The sequence below is a fragment of the Streptomyces sp. NPDC058231 genome, assembly GCF_042882275.1.
Lineage (GTDB): Bacteria > Actinomycetota > Actinomycetes > Streptomycetales > Streptomycetaceae > Streptomyces.
Genome location: NZ_JBHVWN010000066.1, coordinates 1 through 18,282, shown reverse-complemented (window position 1 = coordinate 18,282; position 18,282 = coordinate 1). Strand labels below are relative to the sequence as shown.

15 protein-coding genes and 1 tRNA gene are annotated in these 18,282 nt (G+C 71.8%); 4 read left to right on the top strand and 12 right to left on the bottom strand.

Annotation, left to right across the window (positions count from 1 at the left end; translation table 11 throughout):
• Positions 1–77: 77 nt before the first annotated feature.
• Entirely contained in the window at positions 78–716 is a 639-nt protein-coding gene (locus ACFVXE_RS31005; RefSeq protein ID WP_389676165.1) for an HD domain-containing protein, read from the bottom strand.
• A 137-nt stretch (positions 717–853) separates the two neighbouring features.
• Here ACFVXE_RS31005 and ACFVXE_RS31000 point away from each other — a divergent pair, with 137 nt between their 5' ends.
• Entirely contained in the window at positions 854–1,831 is a 978-nt protein-coding gene (locus tag ACFVXE_RS31000) for a GlxA family transcriptional regulator (RefSeq protein WP_389676164.1), read from the top strand.
• Positions 1,832–2,364: 533 nt separating this feature from the next.
• On the opposite strand, the gene ACFVXE_RS30995 is transcribed toward ACFVXE_RS31000, so the two are convergent.
• From ACFVXE_RS30995 to ACFVXE_RS30975, 5 genes are all read right to left on the bottom strand, one after another.
• The gene (locus tag ACFVXE_RS30995) at positions 2,365–2,502 is read right to left on the bottom strand and encodes a hypothetical protein (protein ID WP_389676163.1); all 138 of its coding nucleotides are present in this window, start codon (positions 2,500–2,502) and stop codon (positions 2,365–2,367) included.
• Between the two features lie 202 nt (positions 2,503–2,704).
• Positions 2,705–4,156 (bottom strand): LAETG motif-containing sortase-dependent surface protein, encoded by a 1,452-nt coding sequence (locus ACFVXE_RS30990; RefSeq protein WP_389676161.1) that lies wholly within the window; start codon positions 4,154–4,156, stop codon positions 2,705–2,707.
• A gap of 215 nt (positions 4,157–4,371) precedes the next feature.
• Positions 4,372–4,893 carry a single-stranded DNA-binding protein gene (locus tag ACFVXE_RS30985; protein WP_389676160.1) on the bottom strand — a complete coding sequence of 174 codons (522 nt, stop codon included), beginning with the start codon at positions 4,891–4,893 and terminating at the stop codon, positions 4,372–4,374.
• A 92-nt stretch (positions 4,894–4,985) separates the two neighbouring features.
• The gene (locus ACFVXE_RS30980) at positions 4,986–6,941 is read right to left on the bottom strand and encodes a YfjP family GTPase (RefSeq protein WP_389676158.1); all 1,956 of its coding nucleotides are present in this window, start codon (positions 6,939–6,941) and stop codon (positions 4,986–4,988) included.
• Positions 6,938–8,590 (bottom strand): dynamin family protein, encoded by a 1,653-nt coding sequence (locus ACFVXE_RS30975; protein ID WP_389676156.1) that lies wholly within the window; start codon positions 8,588–8,590, stop codon positions 6,938–6,940. The genes ACFVXE_RS30980 and ACFVXE_RS30975 overlap by 4 nt, the downstream gene beginning before the upstream one ends.
• Positions 8,591–8,909: 319 nt before the next feature.
• On the opposite strand from ACFVXE_RS30975, the gene ACFVXE_RS30970 reads away from it, so the two are divergent.
• Positions 8,910–8,982: transfer RNA gene (locus ACFVXE_RS30970), tRNA-Arg, on the top strand.
• Positions 8,983–9,342: 360 nt separating this feature from the next.
• Positions 9,343–9,618, top strand: a complete 276-nt coding sequence (locus ACFVXE_RS30965) for a hypothetical protein (RefSeq protein ID WP_389676155.1) — start codon at positions 9,343–9,345, stop codon at positions 9,616–9,618.
• Positions 9,619–9,718: 100 nt separating this feature from the next.
• Here the strand turns inward: ACFVXE_RS30965 and ACFVXE_RS30960 are convergent, their stop codons facing one another.
• From ACFVXE_RS30960 to ACFVXE_RS30940, 5 genes are all read right to left on the bottom strand, one after another.
• A complete protein-coding gene (locus tag ACFVXE_RS30960) occupies positions 9,719–10,465 on the bottom strand; it encodes a DUF4118 domain-containing protein (RefSeq protein WP_389676154.1) in 747 nt (248 codons plus the stop codon).
• Between the two features lie 145 nt (positions 10,466–10,610).
• Positions 10,611–13,682 carry a SpoIIE family protein phosphatase gene (locus ACFVXE_RS30955; protein ID WP_389676153.1) on the bottom strand — a complete coding sequence of 1,024 codons (3,072 nt, stop codon included), beginning with the start codon at positions 13,680–13,682 and terminating at the stop codon, positions 10,611–10,613.
• 234 nt (positions 13,683–13,916) lie between these two features.
• A complete protein-coding gene (locus tag ACFVXE_RS30950; RefSeq protein ID WP_389676151.1) occupies positions 13,917–14,576 on the bottom strand; it encodes a response regulator in 660 nt (219 codons plus the stop codon).
• A complete protein-coding gene (locus ACFVXE_RS30945; protein WP_389676149.1) occupies positions 14,549–15,838 on the bottom strand; it encodes a sensor histidine kinase in 1,290 nt (429 codons plus the stop codon). Before ACFVXE_RS30945 ends, ACFVXE_RS30950 begins: the two co-directional genes overlap by 28 nt.
• A 94-nt stretch (positions 15,839–15,932) precedes the next feature.
• Positions 15,933–17,441, bottom strand: a complete 1,509-nt coding sequence (locus ACFVXE_RS30940; RefSeq protein ID WP_389676148.1) for an FG-GAP-like repeat-containing protein — start codon at positions 17,439–17,441, stop codon at positions 15,933–15,935.
• Positions 17,442–17,710: 269 nt separating this feature from the next.
• Between ACFVXE_RS30940 and ACFVXE_RS30935 the strand changes: the two genes are divergently transcribed.
• The gene (locus ACFVXE_RS30935; protein ID WP_389676147.1) at positions 17,711–18,025 is read left to right on the top strand and encodes an L-rhamnose mutarotase; all 315 of its coding nucleotides are present in this window, start codon (positions 17,711–17,713) and stop codon (positions 18,023–18,025) included.
• Positions 18,026–18,028: 3 nt separating this feature from the next.
• Here ACFVXE_RS30935 and ACFVXE_RS30930 read toward each other — a convergent pair.
• Positions 18,029–18,282 (bottom strand): anthrone oxygenase family protein (locus tag ACFVXE_RS30930; protein ID WP_389676145.1); only part of this gene is annotated, 254 nt, incomplete at its 5' end.

The window sequence follows — 18,282 nt, the reverse complement described above, 5'->3', positions numbered from 1 at the left end:
AGCCGCCCCGGGCGGCACGGCGACGCCGCCGCTCGGCGCCCGACGGGGAGCTCTCCCCGTTCCTCATGGCTCTCCGATCAGCTCGGCCAGGGCGCACCGACGATGCGCTCGACCGTGGTCGTGCGACGGAAGCCGGGAACAAAGTGCTCCAGCACGTCCGCGTTCACGGTTCCGTTCGTGGTCTCCGGGCGGTACTTGAGTCCGTCCACGAAGGCCTGCAGGAACTCGTTCTTGAAGTCGCCCCGCGGATGGACGGCGATGATCTCTTCCACCTGGGCGCGATCCAGCTCGTCCAGACCCAAGCCGATCACGTCGGTCAGGACGCCGAAATTCGTGATGGCGATCTCCGGGCCCATCCGGCCAGGGACTCCCGGCGTCGTGTGCAGCGCGACAGCCGTCCAGACCACGTCCGCGGCGGTGGTCGGGAAACCGCGGTCGAGCATGAACTTGCGTGCATGGTCAGCTCCATCGACCTCGAAGCGCTGCTCCACATCGGAAAAGGGCGTCAAGAGGCCGGTGTCATGAAACATGGCGGACAGGTAGAGCAGCTCCGGGTCGGGCTGCAGACCGAGCCTGCGGGCATGAATGACGCCGAAGACGAAAACGCGCCGGGAATGATGGTAGATGAGGGGGCTGGTCATCTTCTGAATGAGGCGGGTGGATTCGACGACCGCCTCTGTTTCGGGAATCTCCACCCCTGCGATGGTCTCAGTCATGACCTCTGCGCTTTCCGTCGTCGGCGTGCTACGAATGGACGGTGAGTCCGTCTTCCACATTGCCGACCACCGGGCCGTCGGCGCCACCTCGGTCCCGCCATGAGTCACCTGAATCCGGACGGGCGGGGAGCGGGGGCATGGACACCGCCACGCATCGGGTCGTGATCCTCGTCCATGACGGGGTCACGCTGCTGGACGTCGCCGGCCCCGCGGAGGTGTTCGCGGAAGCGAACCGATGCGGTGCGGACTACCAGATCGTGCTGGCGTCACCGACCGGCGCCGACGTCACCTCGTCCATCGGGATCCGGGTCGCCGTCGACGCCGCCGCCTCGCAGTCCGCTCCCGACACCTTCCTGGTGGCCGGCGCAGACCTCTATCCGCGGAGTCCTGTCCCCCGCGATCTGGTCGAGGCCACGCGGACCCTGGCGCTCCGGGCCGACCGGGTCGCGTCCATCTGCACCGGAGCATTCGTCCTCGGCGCCGCCGGTCTCCTGGAAGGCAAGCATGCGACCACGCACTGGAAGGTCGCGCACGAGCTCGCCGCCCGGTGCCGGACCAGCCGGATCGAACCTGATGCGATATACGTTCGCGACGGCACCACGTACACCTCGGCGGGCGTGACCGCCGGCATCGACCTGGCACTGGCACTCGTCGAGGAGGATCACGGCCCTGATCTGACCCGCGATGTCGCCCGCGCCCTGGTGGTCTATGTGCAGCGTTCAGGCGGCCAGTCACAGTTCTCCGCCCCACTGCAAGGACCGCCACCCCGGTCTCCGGTCATCCGTAGGATCACCGACTTGGTGACGGCTGATCCCGCTGGAAATCACTCACCCGGCGAGCTCGCCAAGTACATGAACTTGAGTTCTCGGCATCTCACGCGGCTCTTTCACGACGAACTGTCCACCACGCCGGCCCGGTACGTGGAGATGATCCGGTTCGACATGGCAAAAGCTCTGCTCGACCAAGGGCACACCGCAACGCGGGCGGCATCCCTTGTCGGATTCCCGAGTTACGAGAGCATGCGGAGAGTTTTCGCGAGAGAAATGTCGATCAGCCCAGCGGCCTATCAGCGCCGTTTCAGCACGACGCACCGCGCCGATCCGGGGTGTCGGTAAGGCGAAGATATCGCTCCACGGACACCGAGGCGTTGCCCCGGACGGGCCGGTTCGGCGCGACGGACCGACGGCAGCACGAGGTGACACGGATCCATTTCCGCCAGCCCGGAGGTCAGATTCCTCCGCTTGCGTGTCGTACGGGATGCGAACAGCATGTTCTCGGGGGCGAGACATCCGGTTGGTTCCATTCTCGGCGACAGTGGCTACGCTCCGTGACGCCCGATGTGCCGGCAGAAGCCGGATGACGCCCCTGTACTCGACCATCCCGACCAACGGAGTCCCGATGGTCGCCCAGGGCAATGGGAGCGACGAGGCATGACGGCAGAGGAAGGCCCGCGGAGCGTTTCCGAAGGTTCCCGCACGAACTCTTCGCCCAGCTCCACGAAGGTGTCCTCGCACAGCCCGCACTCGCCGATCACTCACAGACTCGCCGATCACTCGCAGAAAGGGATCGGCACCGACTCCGCCGGCCAGATCAACGCCCGGGACCCACCAGGGCCCGTACGGGGATCCGGCGCGAGACGGGACAGCGCTCAGGGGGTCGGCAGTCCGAAGAACATGACCGTGACGAACAGCGTCACAGGAATGACGAGGGCGACGGCCAGCCCCGCGAGGCAGCCGAACGTCGTCAGCCTGCTACCGGTTCTCGTATGGTCGTCGCTCTTCTGCACGTGCTCATCCAACCCGCGCGGGCAGCGCCTCCACAACCCGTTCCGCCGCACCGGACAGGGCCGACGGCGTAATCATCCGGCTGAAGGCACCGAGGCCGCCCGGACATGCGGCAGCCCCGGTACGCGGATGCGTACCGGGGCTGCCGTCAGGGCGTCGTGACGGTCTGATCCGGACGTGTCACATGCCGCTCAGGCGCGTCCGTCAGCCGGCGGACGGGCCCGAGGACTGCGTCTTGCGCTTGCGGAGGAAGAAGACCGCGCCGCCGCCGATGACGACCAGGGCGATGGCGACACCGGCGATGACCGGGGTGGCACTGGAGCTGCCGGTCTCGGCGAGGTCGCCACCGGTCCCGGCCGAGCTGCCGCCGGCCGTGGCCGGTGCGGGCTGGTCGACGGTCTGGGTGTCGGTTCCGCCGGTGGTGGTGCCACTGGTCTTGCAGTCCAGGACGCCCTTGAACGTCTTGGTGAACCCGCCGGGACCGGTGATCGTGAAGTTGTACGCCTGGTCCTCGCCGACCGGGACGGTGACCGTCTCGGTGGCGCCGGCCTCGACGGTGTGCTTCACGCCGGCCAGCTCGAAGGTGAACGCCTCGTCGCCCTCGTTGCCGGCGGTGACGTCGACGCCGCCCTTGGCGCAGTCCTTCTTCGCGGTGATCGCGGGGATGGCGCCCTTCTTGGCCCAGGTGGCGGTGGCGGCCGCGGAGACCGTGGTCTCGCTGGAGCCGGCCAGGATCTGCGTCTGGCTCTTGGTCACTCCGGCGAAGGCCCGGCCGACCGGCACGGAGGTGGTGGCCTGGACGGTCAGCGCGGCGCTGCCGTCGGCGGCGCCCGCCGGAATGTCGAAGTAGAGCTCGCTGCCGTCGGCGGCGGTGGTGACGGGCTTGCCGCTCTTGTCGGTGACCTTGACGCCACTGGCGGAGTCGGCGGGCGGGGCCACGGAGACCTGGCCGGCGTTGGTACGGACGGTGACCGGTCCGAGCCGCTCACCGGACCGGCCGGAGACCGCGGCCGGGTCCAGGGCGAGGGAGGCCTTGGGCTCGGCGACGTCCTGGGCGTTGTCCTTCAGCCAGTCGGCGAGCTTCTCGGCCTGCGGGTCGTTGGCCTTGACATCGGCGTTGTCCGAGTAGCGCCAGATGGCGACCTGGGTGCCTGCCGCCGCGGTCCGCTCGGTGAGCGGGCCGGTGCCGGCCTGGTCGGCGAGCGCCGCGAGGTCGTCGACCTGCGGGTAGGAGTGCTCCAGGATCCAGCGGATCTTGCCCGCGTCCTTGTTCGTGCCGAGCGAGGTCTGGTTCCAGGGGGTCTCCAGGTACTTCGCCTGGTCCTGGGTGGGGTTGTGGATGTCGATGCAGTACGTCTTGAGCTTGCCGCCGCCTTCGACGGTCATCTCGAAGAGCCCGGCGGCCAGATTCTGCTTCTTGCCGTCCGTGGTGAGCACGGCGCCGTCGTAGGTCTTCAACCCGTCCAGAACGGCGGACGCGCCGCCCTGGTGCTGGGGCGCCTCGTCGGCAACCGCCGTGCCGGTGCCGACGAGGGCGCCCGCTATGACCAGTCCGGATGCCGCCACCGATGCGGCCAGCCGGGCAAAGCCCCGGCTACGCGGGCGAACGGTCCCCGCAGTGGACGATGAAGCAATCGCTGAAGAAGCAGAAAACACAGATGTCCCCTCCGGGCGGGATCCTCGCGCCTGATGCGCGTGTGGGGCTTGTCCCGCCAGTCGACTCAAGTGCCCTGTGAGTACTGGGGAATCCTAAGGAAACGGCGAAGCACAATCCCCCGTCATACCCTCGTACAACCATTCCGACTCATAATCGTTATCGCCGGTGGGTCATCGGCCTCCGCGCCGCGTCCGGCCCGTTCGCTCATTTCCGGTCACGGCGCCGATGCCATTTCCGGAAGCTGCTCCTGACACCCCGTCGCATCCGCTGCGGCAGTCACCTTCCCTGCCTCCCGACGCCTGCCCCGCCCGGCGGGCGGCGGCTTTTCCGCCTCCGGAGCGTTCCTCCTGCTCACGCGGGCCGTGAGCATCGGCTCCCCCTTCAGCACCCGCCGGAAGGCCGCCGTTCCCCGCGTCAGGTCGTGCCCGACCGCCACCGCCTCGATGTCCACGAACGTGCGGTGCTGTCCGTCCCGTTGCTCCTCGCGCACCTTCAACCGGCCGTGCACCACGAGTGGTTCGCCGACGGCGACGGATCCCGCGAGATTGGCCGCCAGCGTGCGCCACGCCCACACGGTGTAGAAGCTGGTGTGCCCGTCCGTCCACAACTGCTGCTCCCGGTCCCAGCGGCGCGCTGTGACGGCGAACCTGAATCGCGCCATTCCGCCGGTCGCCGTCTCCCGGAATTCCACCCCGGTCGCCGCATTGCCCACCAGTGTCACCACGGTCTCGTTCATACTTCCGCCTCCCCTTCGGCTCGGTGCCCGCTGCCACGCGGTCACTGATCCCATGCTGAAGGGGAGGCGGAAATCCTGCTGAGAGCTGTGGACTACCGGACAGTTGTGGAAAACTCCGTCACCGCCACGTACCGCTCGCGCACTTCCCGGTACCGCACCAGTTCGGCCGCCACCGGATCGAGCACCCTCGCCCGGCCGCAGGCCGCCGCCGCCTCGCGCAGGCGCCGCTCGGCCTCCTGCCCGTACCGCCGCGCGGGGCCCCGGGCGGCGGCCGCACACGACCATTCGACCAGCGGGCCACCGATGACCCCGGTCAGCATCACCAGTGCGGGTGTGAGCAGGCCCGGCTCGAGCACGCCGACGATCTGGCCCAACAGCCAGAGACCGCCGAAGATCTGCAGCAGGGTCATCGATGCCTGTGCCAGCACGGCGGCGGGCCACCATGCGGGCCGCGGCGGCTTTCCGCCCGTCCGTCCGCCCTGCGCCGCGGCCGGTCCACCGGCCACGCCGGTGGCCATGGGAGCCCCGCCGTCGGCGCCGTCGGCCGCCGCCACCGGTTCGGCTCCCGTGTCCCCGGCCGCTGCTCCGACCCTCCCCCCGCCCGCGGCCCGCTCCGCGAGCTCGTCCAGGGCTTCCGGCAGTCCGTCCGCCCCGTGCACCGCGGCCTCACGGACCGCTTGCGCCCAGGGGCCGGGCAGCCCGTCCGCGGCGGCATCGGCCACCGTCCGTACCGCCTGCTCGACACACTGCCGCGCGGTGAGCTGCTCCTCCGGCGGTGCGGGCAGCGCTGCCGCCCGGTCCAGGCTTCCGGGGCGCCGGGTGGACTCGTACCAGCGCCACAGCCGCAGCCACGGCGTGCCGCAGGCCCGCCCGGCGTTCCTGCGCCACTCGCGTTCCGCGGCCTGGCCGGCGGCTGCCGCCCCGACCGCCTCGCCCAGCCGTTCGGCGAACTCCTCGCGGGCCTGCTCGCCGAGTCCCGGCCGCCCCTCGGCGACGTAGACGTGTCGCAGTTTCGCCGCCGCGACGTCCACGTCTGCGGAGAGCCGGCGCGCGGCCGCCGTGCGTTCCTGGACGAACCGGCCCAGCAGTTCGCGCAGTTCGCCGACGCCCTCGCCGGTGAGGGCGGACAGGGACAGGACGGTGGCGCCCGGTTCGCCGTGTTCACCGAGTGCCATGCCGTCGTCGTCGAGGAGCCTTCGCAGATCGTCGAGGACCTGGTCGGCGGCGTCGCCGGGCAGCCGGTCCACCTGGTTGAGGACCACGAACGTCACCTCCGCGTGGCCGGCCAGCGGCCGCAGGTAGCGCTCGTGCAGGGCCGCGTCCGCGTACTTCTCCGGATCGACGACCCAGATCACCGCGTCGACCAGCGCCAGCACCCGGTCCACCTGCTCGCGGTGCCCGGTGGCCGCCGAGTCGTGGTCGGGCAGGTCGACGAGTACGAGGCCCTGGAGCGCCTCGTCCGCCTCCGTACCGGCCTGCTGCGGCCTGCGCCTGAGCCGGCCGGGAATGGCGAGCCGGTCCAGCAGTCCGGCGGCGCCGTCGGTCCAGGAGCAGGCGAGGGGCGCCGCGGTGGTCGGCCGGCGCAGCCCGGCGTCGGAGATCTGCGCGCCCGCCAAGGCGTTGAAGAGGGTCGACTTGCCGCTGCCGGACGCCCCGGCGATCGCGACGACGGTGTGCCGCGAGGAGAGCCGCTGCCGGGTGGCGGCTTCGTCGAGCACGCGCCCCGCCTCGGCGAGCGTGGTCCGGTCGAGCCGGGCCCTGGACAGCCCGACGAGTTCGCGCAGCGCGTCGAGCCGTGGCCGGAGCGGGGTGTCGGAGGGGACGTATGCCTCGACCCGCCGACGTACGTCGTCGTCGGGGGCGGTCTCGGGACCGGGTTCCTCGGGGGCGGCCACGGCCCGCCGGGCGATGAGCCCGTCGTCCCAGCGGCCGGCGGGCCCGGGGATGCTCCGGGGACCGTCGAGGGGCATCCGGCCGTGGGGCCCTTCGGTCCGGTTCCTGTCCTGGTCCTGGTCCTGGCCGTGATCCTGGTCAGTGACGGCAGTCAACGCTGCCACCTCTCCTTCTGCAGTACGGACAGCGCGGCGATCAGTTCGGCCTGCGACTCCGGGGCCACGTCCAGTGCGTCGAGCGGCGCCAGCCGCCGGTCACGTTCACTGCCCAGCACCCGGTCGAGACAGGTGGTCAGCAGCGCCCCGCCGCTGTCGCACAGCCGCAGCGCGCCCTGGGCACTGATGCGTTCGGCGAGCTGCTCCCCGGCGCTGCGGGCGCGGCGGCCGCCGAGCAGCGCGGCGGCCAGCAGCGCGGCCACCGTCTCGGCGTCGGGTGCGGCGTTTCGTTCCAGCCGGCGCACCTCCTCCTCGGCCAGCTCCTCCAGGACCCGCCGCCACCGCCGTACGGCCATGGCGATCCGGCCCCGGATGTCCTCGGCGGGACCCCACCCGCCGGCTTCCCGGCCGGTGTTCTCGAACCCGAACACGGCGGCTGCGGGCTCGCGCCGCCACGTCGTGCGGATCTGTTCGTCGGCCGCGGCCACGGCGCACTGCAGCAACACGGCGAGGCTCTCCACCAGTGCGTCGAGCAGTTCCTCGGACGAGCTGTAGAGCGGGTATCCGCGCCACAGCGTGCGGGCGTCCCCGGAGAGCACGCCGCCCTTCTGCAGCCGCCGCCGGACCCGGGCGCCCTCCCTCCGGTAGGCGTCCTCGACCACGCCGGTGAGGCGCACCGCTGCCGCGTACTGGGCGGCGACGGCCCCGGCCAGCTCCGGCATCCGTACGTCCAGCGAGTCGATGACCCCGGCCGCCGTACGCCCCACCGCCTGCTGACGGGCGGCCGGATCCTGCGCGCGGTGGCTGAGCCAGGCCCGCAACGGCGCGACCGCGGTGGTGGGCAGCAGTCCACTGCCGCCGCCCGCCGATTCGGGCAGCTCCGGAATGGTGAAGCGGGGCACCTCCCCGAGGCCTGCCTTGGTCAGCAGCGCCCCGTACTGCCGCGACACCTCGGAGATCACCTGGTGCGGTACCCGGTCGAGGACGGTGACGAGGGAGGCGTCGTACTCCTTGGCCGTACGCAGCAGATGCCACGGCACCGCGTCGGCGTACCGGGAGGCGGTGGTCACCATGACCCAGACGTCGGCGGCGGAGATGAGTTGAGCGGCCAGCACCCGGTTGCGTACGACGAGGGAGTCGATGTCGGGGGCGTCGAGCAGCGCGAGCCCGCGCGGCAGGCTCGCAGCGGTCTCGATCCGCAGCGCGGTCGTGTCCTCCCCCGCGTGCTCGTCGAGTCCGTCGAGCTCGTCGCGGAGGCCGGGATCCGCGGACTCCCCCGGCGGCAGCCAGACCCGGGTCAGCTGCGGCAGTACCCGGGAACCGGCAAACCAGTGATGATCATCCGGATGGCAGACAAGGACGGGCGTCCGGGTGGTCGGCCGCAGCACTCCGGCCTCGCTGACCCGCCGTCCGACGAGCGAATTGACGAGTGTCGACTTCCCGGCGCCGGTGGATCCGCCGATGACCGCGAGCAGCGGTGATTCGGGATCCTTGAGCCGGGGAAGCAGGTAGTCGTCGAGCTGGGCGAGCAGCTCGACCCTGGTCTGCCGGGCGCGCGTCGCCCCGGGGAGCGGCAGTGGGAGACGCACGGCAGCGACACGGTCGCGCAGGGCGGAAAGTGCGTCGATGAGCTGAGGCCGTACGTCCATGGTCACCACATGCGAAGAATGCCCAATTTTGGAGCCTTTTTGAAGCGTATAGCCCCCTCTGCGCGCCGGTTAGGCCGTCGGGACAGAGGGGGCGAGTGGGACTCAGGCATAACGAGTGCACAACACCCGGGGCGTGGGACGTCAAAAGCGATGCGCAGTCCGCACCTACCTGCGATTATCGGTTCGCTTCACCGAACCTACACATCGTGCCACGCAGGTGAAGCAACCGGGTCGAGGCGATCGGAGCCCTATCCTTGTCCCGGCAGGGTCACGGACCCGCCCGGTCCCAGGGGCTCCAGGCCGCCGAGGCCACCATCCGGCCCCCGTAGCTCAGTGGATAGAGCAGGCGCCTTCTAAGCGCTTGGCCGCAGGTTCGAGTCCTGCCGGGGGCGCATTGCCGCGCAACCATGGGCCCTCCCTCGGGAGGGCCTTTTTTCAGGTCACCGCACGGTAGCGAGGGCGGCGTAGCGAACGCATAAGCGCCGGACCGGCCCCAGGTCACGGTGGGGGCGGTCCGGTGCCGCGCGGCTGCCACCGGGTTGATGCGGGGCGCTCCGGCCGTGTCTGCCGTGCCGCCGTCGGGCCGGAGTGCGCGCGGCGGCGGACTGTTCTAGCGTCGGACGGAGAAGGGGCGGTCCTGCGGAGCCGACGGATGCGGGGACCCGGGATCACAGTTGTCCACCGGCCGCTTCCACTGCTCGGCGCCTTGAGTCCGCGAGCCCCCGACCAACCCCTGAGAGCAGGTGGCTCCCATGCGCACGTCGGCCCGTACAGCCGGAATCCTCACCGGTCTGACCCTCGCACTCGGCGGCGTTGCCTACGCCGCCCCCGCCGCCCACGCGGACATCCCGGCCTGCACGAACATGGTCCAGCGGTCGGGCATCGACGTCTCGGACGCCGTCGGAGCGGCGTGCACCCAGGGCGTCCACGGCGACCTGCAGGGCTGTGTGAGTGCCCTGACCGGGGCGGGCGTGGCGGGCGGCGCCGCGAACGGTGCCTGCCGGATGGCGGCCGACCCGCCGCGATGAGCGAACCCCCGCTTCTCCCCTACGACTCCTGCCACAGGTGAGGATCCTGTAGATCCTCACCTGTGGATCCGGGTGTGCGACGGGCTGACCGCGCGTCACCTCAGGCCCGTGCGGGGACGGAAGGGGCGAGTGCGGCTGCCGCCTGGGCCGCCAGATCGGTGGCGACCAGCCGGGCCTCCAGCGGCGGCGGTGCGGCGCCCGGCTCGGGCGTCATCATGAACCGTCCCTGGTAGCGGCCGTTGGCGGTGGCCCGCAGTTCCACCTCGCCGTCCGGCCAGCCCTGCTTGTCCACGTCCCAGATCCAGCCCGCCACCTGCACCGTCCCGTCGGGGGCGAGCCGCGGCGGGCGGCCGACCAGCACCCCGTACTCGAAGCGGCACCGGCGCAGCTCCAGCACGTCCATGAGCTCCTGCCGCACCCGCTGGACGACGGCGTCGGAGGAGGTGCTGAACCGGGCCAGCCGGGTCGTGCCGTGGAGGCGCTCCAGGTGCGAGGCGTCCGTGACGGCGACCTTCTTGAGGGTCCTGGCCCGTGCGGCCAGTTGGGAAACCGCCAGGCCGACGGCGAGAAGCAGCACGGCGGTCTCGAGGTCGGCCCGGCCCTGGACCTGGAAGCTCTGGTACGGCGCGGTGCCGAAGAAGTCGAACCAGGCGGCGGCCGACAGGGCGGCGACGGCGCCGGCGAGACGGTTGCCGAGCGCCGAGACCGCGACGACCACGACCACGAGCACCAGCGCGAGGTTGGTGTGCGTGACGTCCGTACGCAGGGGCACCAGCGCCAGCGCCACCAGGAACGGGGCCACGACCCCGGCGGTGACCGCGGCCGCGTCGGGAAGCGGGAACCTCATGACTCCACCTCACAGGCTCGAAGTGACCTCCCCCGCATCCAGCCTCCGCCCGGCGCGGCGACGGCGACACCGGGCGGTGGGGACCCTGACGGCTCCCTGACGCCGGACACGGCGGTGCAGGTGCACTGAGCGGCGGAGGGCCCGCTCAGGGCACCTGCTGTTCGGTCCAGATGCACTTGCCGGTGGCGGTGTACCGGGCTCCCCAGCGCTGTGCGAGGGTCGCGACCAGTTGCAGTCCGCGGCCGCCCTCGTCGGTCTCCGCGGCGTTGCGGATGCGCGGCGTGGACAGGCTGCCGTCGGAGACCTCGCAGATCAGCCCCTCGGCGCGCAGCAGCCGGAGCGCGATGGGGCTTCTGCCGTACCGGACGGCGTTTCCGACCAGTTCACTGACCAGCAGTTCGGCGGTCATGGCGAGATCGTCGAGTTGCCAGCCCGCCAGCTGGTTCCGGACATGGTTACGGGCCTCGCTGGCGGCGATCGGACCGTCGGAGAGTGTCCAGGTGGCGATGGAGTCGGCCGGAATCGCATGGGTGCGGGCGACAAGCAGCGCGGCGTCGTCCATGAGCTGCGTGCCCGGCAGCAGCTCCGCCACGACGTCGTCGCAGAGCCGCTCCAGCGAGAGCGACGCCTCCTCGCCCCGGTCCTGGCCCTCACCCCGGTCCAGCAGAGCCGCCGCGCCGACCAGCGCCTTCGTCAGGTGGTGCATGCCCTGGTCGATGTCCCTGGTGGCGGATTCGATCAGCCCGTCCGTGTAGAGCACCAGCAGGCTGTCCCGGTCCAGGACGACCTGAGTGGTCTCGAAGGGCGGGCGGGCGGCCCCCAGCGGAGGATCCGGCACGTGGGTGAGGAATTCGGCGGTGCCGTCCGGGCGCACGACGGCCGGCGGGGGATGCCCGGCGGAGCCGAACGTGCACGTACAGGTGGCGGGGTCGTACACGGCGTACAGACAGGTGGCGAAGAAGTCGTCGCCGAGGTCGCTCACCAGGTCGTTGAGGCGGGTGAGGAGTTCGGCGGGCGAGAACTCGAGGTCGGCGAGCGTGTGCACGGCGGTACGCAGCCGGCCCATGGTGGCCGCCTCGGAGAGTCCGTGCCCCATCACGTCGCCGATGACCAGTGCCACCCGGGCGCCGGACAGCGGGATCACGTCGTACCAGTCGCCGCCGACCTCGATGCCCTCGTTCGCGGCGATGTAGCGGGCGGCTGTGGTGACCGCGCACATCTCCGGCAGGGCGGTCGGCAGCAGTCCGCGCTGGAGCGCCTTGGCCCTCATGTGCTCGGCGTCGAACAGCCGGGCGCGCTCGATGGCCTGCGCCATCAGGCCACTGAGCGTGATGAGCAGGGTCCGCTCCTCCCCACCGAGGTGCCGCGGTTCGCTGAAGGAGACCGCGCAGCAGCCGATGGAACGGCCGGAGACGATCAGCGGCAGGAACGCCCAGGAGGCCTTCATGGACTCGGCCGGCCGGCCGGCCATCGTGGGGTACCGCTCGATGTATTCGTCCACCGAGTCGATGAAGGCCGGCATCCTGGTGCGGTGCACCTCGTCGACCGGGGACACCTCACCGACGGGCACTCCGTCGATGTCGTCGAAGAAGGACGTCGGGTATCCGACCGAACCGGCGATCCGCACCGAGTCCCCTTCGATGAGATGCACGACGAGGCCGGTGGCGCCGAACGGCGCCATGACCCGTGTCGCGGCGGCGTTCAGTACGTCCTGCATCGTCAGCGCCTCGGCGAGGGCGCCGGCCAGCTCGGTGATGCGGGCGTTGCGGTCGGCCCTGACACGTTCCGCGGCGGCGGTCTCGGCCTCCCGCGAACGGATGTCGGTGACGTCCGCGGCGTACACCGTCAGCCCGTCCGGTACCGGGACCACCCGCATGTTGTACCTGCGCCGGTTGGTCGGCCACCGCACCTCGAAGCCGAGCGGTGCGCCGTTGTCGACCGCCCGCCGGTAGCACGACTCCAGGCCGAGCTCCGCGGCGTCGATGCCGATCTCGGTGAGGGCGTCCCACAGATTCCGCCCGAGCAGTTCGTGCGAGACCCCCAGCAGCCGCTCCGCCTCCACGTTGACGAAGGTGATCCGCCACTCTCTGTCGACCGCGAAGAACGCGTCACTCATGTGGAGCAGCGCGCGGCTGACCGAGTCCCGGGCGATCCGGCTCTCGGTGGTGTCCCACACCGTGCCGACCATGCGGGCGGAGCCGCCGTTCTCCCCCGCCAGGACCCGGCCGCGCGAGCTGACCCAGCCGGTGGTCCCGTCCGGGCGGCGGATCCGGTACTCCACCGCGGAGACCCCGCGGTTACGGACCGCCTGCTCGAACTCGACCAGCAGCCACGGCAGGTCGTCGGGGTGGACCAGCCCCGTCCACGTCTCGAAGGACTGATTCGGTGACTGCCCCTCCATACCGAGGATGGCGAGGGTCGGCTCGTCCCACAGCTGGTCGCCGGTGGCCAGGTCCCATTCCCAGGACCCCACCTTGATGGCTTCCAGCGCCTGCCGGAGCCGGGTGACGGGCGGCTCCTTCCCCAGCCGCCCGGTGTCGGCCCCGTCCCGGCCGACCGAGCGATCCCGCAATCGCAGGGCGGCCCACGCCGCAAGCATCTCGACAGCCGACTGCTGCCGTGGCGTCGGCTGTCCCTCGCCGACGGTCAGAACGGAGAGTGCCCCCACCGCTCCGTCCGGGGTGAGCAGCGGGACGGCCAGCAGCCCGCTGCCCCTGGGCAGGGCGGAGTTCGGCGACCAGGGCGCGGCCGAGCGCGGGTGGCGGCCGAGGCCGGCGGCGGATCCCGTGCCGTCATCCTCCGCGGCGCGCGCAGTGCTGCCTTCCGCGCCGTTCGCGGTGCCGTGCTCGGCCCCGGGGGCCTCCCTGCGGCGCCCGCGCGACGCGCCCGCCTCCTCGTCGCGGTCCTCGCCGTCCCCGGCGGGCGTCCACACCGGGACGCCGTCGGCCACCGCGCGGGCCGGCGCCGTCCCGCCGCGCTCCTCGATCTCCTCCCAGTCCTCGGCCACGGTGCGGACGATCCCGCTGGTCGCCATCAGCAGCAGCCCCCGGCCGCCCGGGCCCCGCAGGTGGACCATCCCGCCCAGCCCGCCGGCCTCGGTCACCGCGTGTTCCAGCGCGAAGCCCAGCAGATCGGCGCCATGCAGTTCGACACCCGCTTCGATGATCATTCGAAGCCGTGCCGCGCCGATCTCATCCATGACGAGCCGCTCAGCCATCGCTCACATCCCTCCGCGGACCCGCGTAGGACAGGGCACCCGGAATGAGTGATTTTGCCCCTACAAGTGTACGTACGGGTACCCGCCCGTCGCGCCCGCGCAAGGGCGGCTGCACCGGGCAGCGGGGCGCGATGCCCGCGCAGGCCGGGTTCCGGCTGCCGAGGGCCGGACGGTGGGGCCCGCGGTGACGTCGGCGGCGGAAGCGCGACCGGAGGAGCCGGGCGGGCGGGAGGGCTACGCGCGCAGGAAGGCGAGCACCGCCAGTACCCTCCGGTGCGTCTCGTCGGCCGGCGGAAGGTCCAGCTTGGCGAGGATGTTGCCGATGTGCTTGCCCACCGCGGCCTCGGAGACCACCAGGGTGCGTGCGATCGCCCCGTTCGACCTGCCCTGGGCGACCAGGGCGAGCACCTCCCTCTCGCGGGCGGTGAGCCGCTCCAGCGGGTCGCGGCGGCGGCGCAGGAGCTGGCGTACGACCTCCGGGTCCACGACGGTGCCCCCGTCCGCGACCTCCCGCAGGGCGTCGATGAATTCCTCGACCTGGCCGACCCGGTCCTTGAGCAGATAGCCGACACCGGAGCCGTCCCCGGAGTCGAGAAGATCGGCTGCGTACGTACGCTGCACGTACTGGCTGAGCACCAGCACCGGCAGAGCGGGCTGCTTCCCGCGTAGCTCCACGGCCGCCCGCAGCCCCTCGTCCTGGAGACCGGGCGGCATCCTTACGTCGGTGACCACGATGTCCGGGGCGTGTTCGGCGACCGCGTCGAGGAGCGACTCGGCGTCACCGACGGCGGCGAGCACCTGGTGACCGCAGCGGGTGAGCAGCCCGATGAGACCTTCGCGGAGCAGCACGCTGTCCTCGGCCAGCACTACGCGGAGCGATCGGTCCACTCGCAAGGGATCTCCACACGCAGCAGGGTCGGCCCACCGGTCGGGCTGGACAGCGCAAGTCTGCCATCCAGTACGGACACCCGGTCGGCGAGTCCGGTCAGACCGGTACCACCGCCGGTTCGCGCACCGCCGCGCCCGTCGTCCCGGATCTCCAGGAACAGCCGGCCCGCAGCGTGACCACCGGACACCTCGGCGCGGCTGGCGCCGCTGTGCTTGGCGATGTTGGCCAGCGCCTCGCGGACCACGAAGTACGCGGCCGCCTCGACGGCCTCCGGGAAGCGCCCGGGCAGGGCCAGGTCCAGGTCGACAGGGGTCGCGGAGCGGTCGGCCGCGTCGCAGACGGCTGCCTCCAGGCCGTAGTCGGCAAGGACCTTGGGGTGGATGCCGTGGATGAGTTCGCGCAGCTCCGCCAGGGCTTGGCCGGCCTCCTGGTGGGCCTTGGTCAGCTGGTCGGCGAGCGGGCCGGGCGGGGCGTCGAGGCGGGCGAGTCCCAGCGTCATGGTGAGGGCGACGATGCGCTGCTGGGCCCCGTCGTGGAGATCGCGCTCGATACGGCGGCGTTCCGCCTCGAAGGCGTCGACCAGCCGCATCCTGGAGCGCGTGAGTTCGGTGACCCTGTCCCCTGGTCCGTCGTCCCTGTCGAGGATCAGGAGGCGGGTCAGCGCCGCTCTCGCTCCGGCCAGCGGACCGAGGAAGTAGCCGCCGAGCGCGAGGAGTACGAGGCCGACGGCGGCGACGGCGACGGCCTCGGGCCGGCCGGTGACCGTCCACTCCTTGACCACCCGGGCCTCTTCGCCGTTCCCGTACACGTGCATCACCGCGGGGGTGGACATCAGCGACAGCGGGACGGCGACGCACGCGGCCAGCGCCAGGGCGTCGAGCGGCCACAACACGGTGGCCAGCAGCAGCGCGTACGCGAACTCCCGCCAGGTGGCCGGTTCCCGGTAACGGAACGTCAGCCAGCTCCACAGTCCGGGCTCGGCCGGACGACGGTGCGGGCCGGGCAGCGCCGCCCGGCCCATCAGCCGGAGCCTGGCCCGTTCCATGGCTCCCACCGGGAGCCCGGTCAGAGCCGTCAGGGCGAGCAGCGGCAGCCCGACCGCCACGAGGGACAGCGCGCTGCCGAGCACCACGGCGAGCGTGACCGGTACCAGCACGACGACGCCTGCCGCCGCCCCGCTCAGCAGGTATCCGGCCGAACGCCAGGGCCACGACGACAGCAGGTAGCGGGGTCCGGACAGGGCCTGCCACACGTTCTGTGGGTGCATCGCATCACCGTAGAAGACGTGTTCCGCCGGGACCATCGGTGCTGCCGGGGTCCCGGGGGTGGAGCCTGCCCCACCCCGGGACTCCGGCAACGGCTCAGCGGTTGAAGGTGGATCCCAGCCCCGCACCCTTGGCGACCGTGCCCAGGGTGCCGTGGCCGAAGGTGAACGACCCGGTGGCCGTCAGACCGGAGGCGGTGGCCGGGAAGACCCAGAGCGAGCCTTCGCCGGTGTTCTCGCCCGGGGCTCCGACGGCCAGTTCGGCGCGGCCGTCGGAGTTGAAGTCGGCCAGCCGTGCGGCGCCGCCGAACTTGTCGTCCTTCTCGGCCACCCCGGCCACGCCCGCGGTGTCCTGGTTGAAGCCCAGCGTGCCGGTGCCGGTGGGGCCCGAGGCGGTGCCGGGGAGGATCAGGACGGAGCCGGCGTTGCTCGTCGTGCCGAGGTCCTCGCCCGGGGTGCCGACGGCGACGTCGCCGTAGCCGTCCCCGTTCATGTCGCCGATCGACAGGTCGGAACCGAAGGCGTCGCCCGCCTCGGCGGCGCCCGGGACGCCGGAGCTGTCCTGGTTGAAGGACTTGGCCTTGGCGCCCTGCGGGCCGGTGGCGCCGCCCGGGATGTAGGTGATCATGCCGCCCTTGGCGAGCGGGGTGTCGAGGTCGCTGTCGTAGCCGTCGATCGACCGGCCGACGACGAGATCTGCGTACCGGTCGCCGTTCACATTGCCCGCGGTGATGTGCTCGCCGCCCTGGAGCCGGCTGCCGCCTGCACCCAGGACGATGCCGTACTCCGCGGCGAGCCCGTCGGCGCCGCCGTTGCGTACGAGGATGCGGCGGGCGTCGTACTCGTCGCCGTCGTGGACGACGCCGGCGAGGTCGTCACGGCCGTCACCGTTGAAGTCGCCCGCGGCCACGTCCATGTAGCGCAGGTCGTCGAGGTCCGGGATCGCGGCGACGGGCTCGGACGTGCTGCCGTCGCGCCCGAACGGGCCGGAGAGCACCTCGATGTCGTTCCGCTTGACCGTGGCTATGTCCACCGAGCCGTCGCCGTCGAAGTCGCCGACGGCCGTGTGTGTGCCGAGCCCGTCGTACTGCTCTCCGCCGCTCATCAGGGTCGCGCCCCCCGAGAGCCCCTTCGGGCCGCCCCAGACGACGGTGAGCGAACCGGCGAGTTCGGCCGTACCGGCGCGCTCGCCGCCCGCACCGACCACCAGGTCGCTGTACCCGTCCTTGTCGAGGTCGGCGGAGACCACCGAGCTGCCGAACGCGTCATCGGCCTCGGGGGTGTCGGGGATCCCCGCCGAACCCTGGGTCAGGACCTGCTTGGTCGCGGTCTGCAGGCCCTTCGCGGAGCCGTACACCACACCCACGTAACCCGCCCCGGCCTTGCCGTCGATGGTGGCGCCGGGCGCGGCGAACGCCAGGTCCGGGTACCCGTCGCCGTTGAAGTCGTCGCGGCGGGAGGCCGGGGCGGCCGCGGGCGCCGCTGCGGCGGTCGGGGTCGCCCCGGCGGCCGCGGGCGTCGTCGCCTGGGCGGCGGGCAGGGTGATCACGGCGGTCGCCACGGTGATGGCGAGGACCACGGTGGTTCCGAGGGCTCGGGATGCCACGTGGGCTCCTTCGTTGAGAGTCGGGGTGGTTCGCGATGTCCGGGAGGGATTCACGGGCTCGTCGTCGTGCGGCCGTACGGCGTACGCACAATCGCTGTACTGCACACGCTTAGACGGCCGGTGGCGGCCGAGGGTTGCACGTCGCGGCCGCGCAATTCCCGTCGGGTACCGCGCCGGGTCCTCGGGGCTTGACTCCCGCGCCCCGGGGTTGAAACCTTTCAACCCGGTGGGCGCCCCGCCTTCCGTGATCGCGGCAAAGGACTTGGCCCATGCAGCGCGTCTGTTTTCTGCTCCAGGTACGCAAGGACCGCGTCGACGAGTACCGCCGACGGCACACCGCCGTCTGGCCGGAGATGCTCGCCGCACTCTCCGCGGCCGGCTGGCACAACTACTCGCTCTTCCTGCGCGAGGACGGACTGCTCGTCGGCTACCTGGAGACCGAGGACTTCGAGGCGGCGCGCACCGCGATGGCCCGGACCGGGGTCAACACCCGCTGGCAGCAGGAGATGGCGGACTTCTTCGAGCAGCCGGAGGCGGCCGACGAGGCGATGGTCCCGCTGGCCGAGGTCTTCCACCTGGCGTGAGCCCTACACCGCGGCGGCCACCAGCAGCGCGAAGGCCCCGGTCGAGAGCGCGGTGCGGATCCGGTGGAGGTTGTTCCAGCGGGTCTCGAACGCCCGCCGGGCGGCGCTGTCGTCGGCGCCCTCGGACTGCGCGAGCGCCGAGTTGAGCGCGTAGAGGCCGGTGACGAGAACAGCGAGTGCGAGCAGCAGGGAGACCATGGCGCCCATCATGGCGCGGCGGGGCGGGCCGTGCGGCGCCCTTTCGCAAGGCGCCGCAC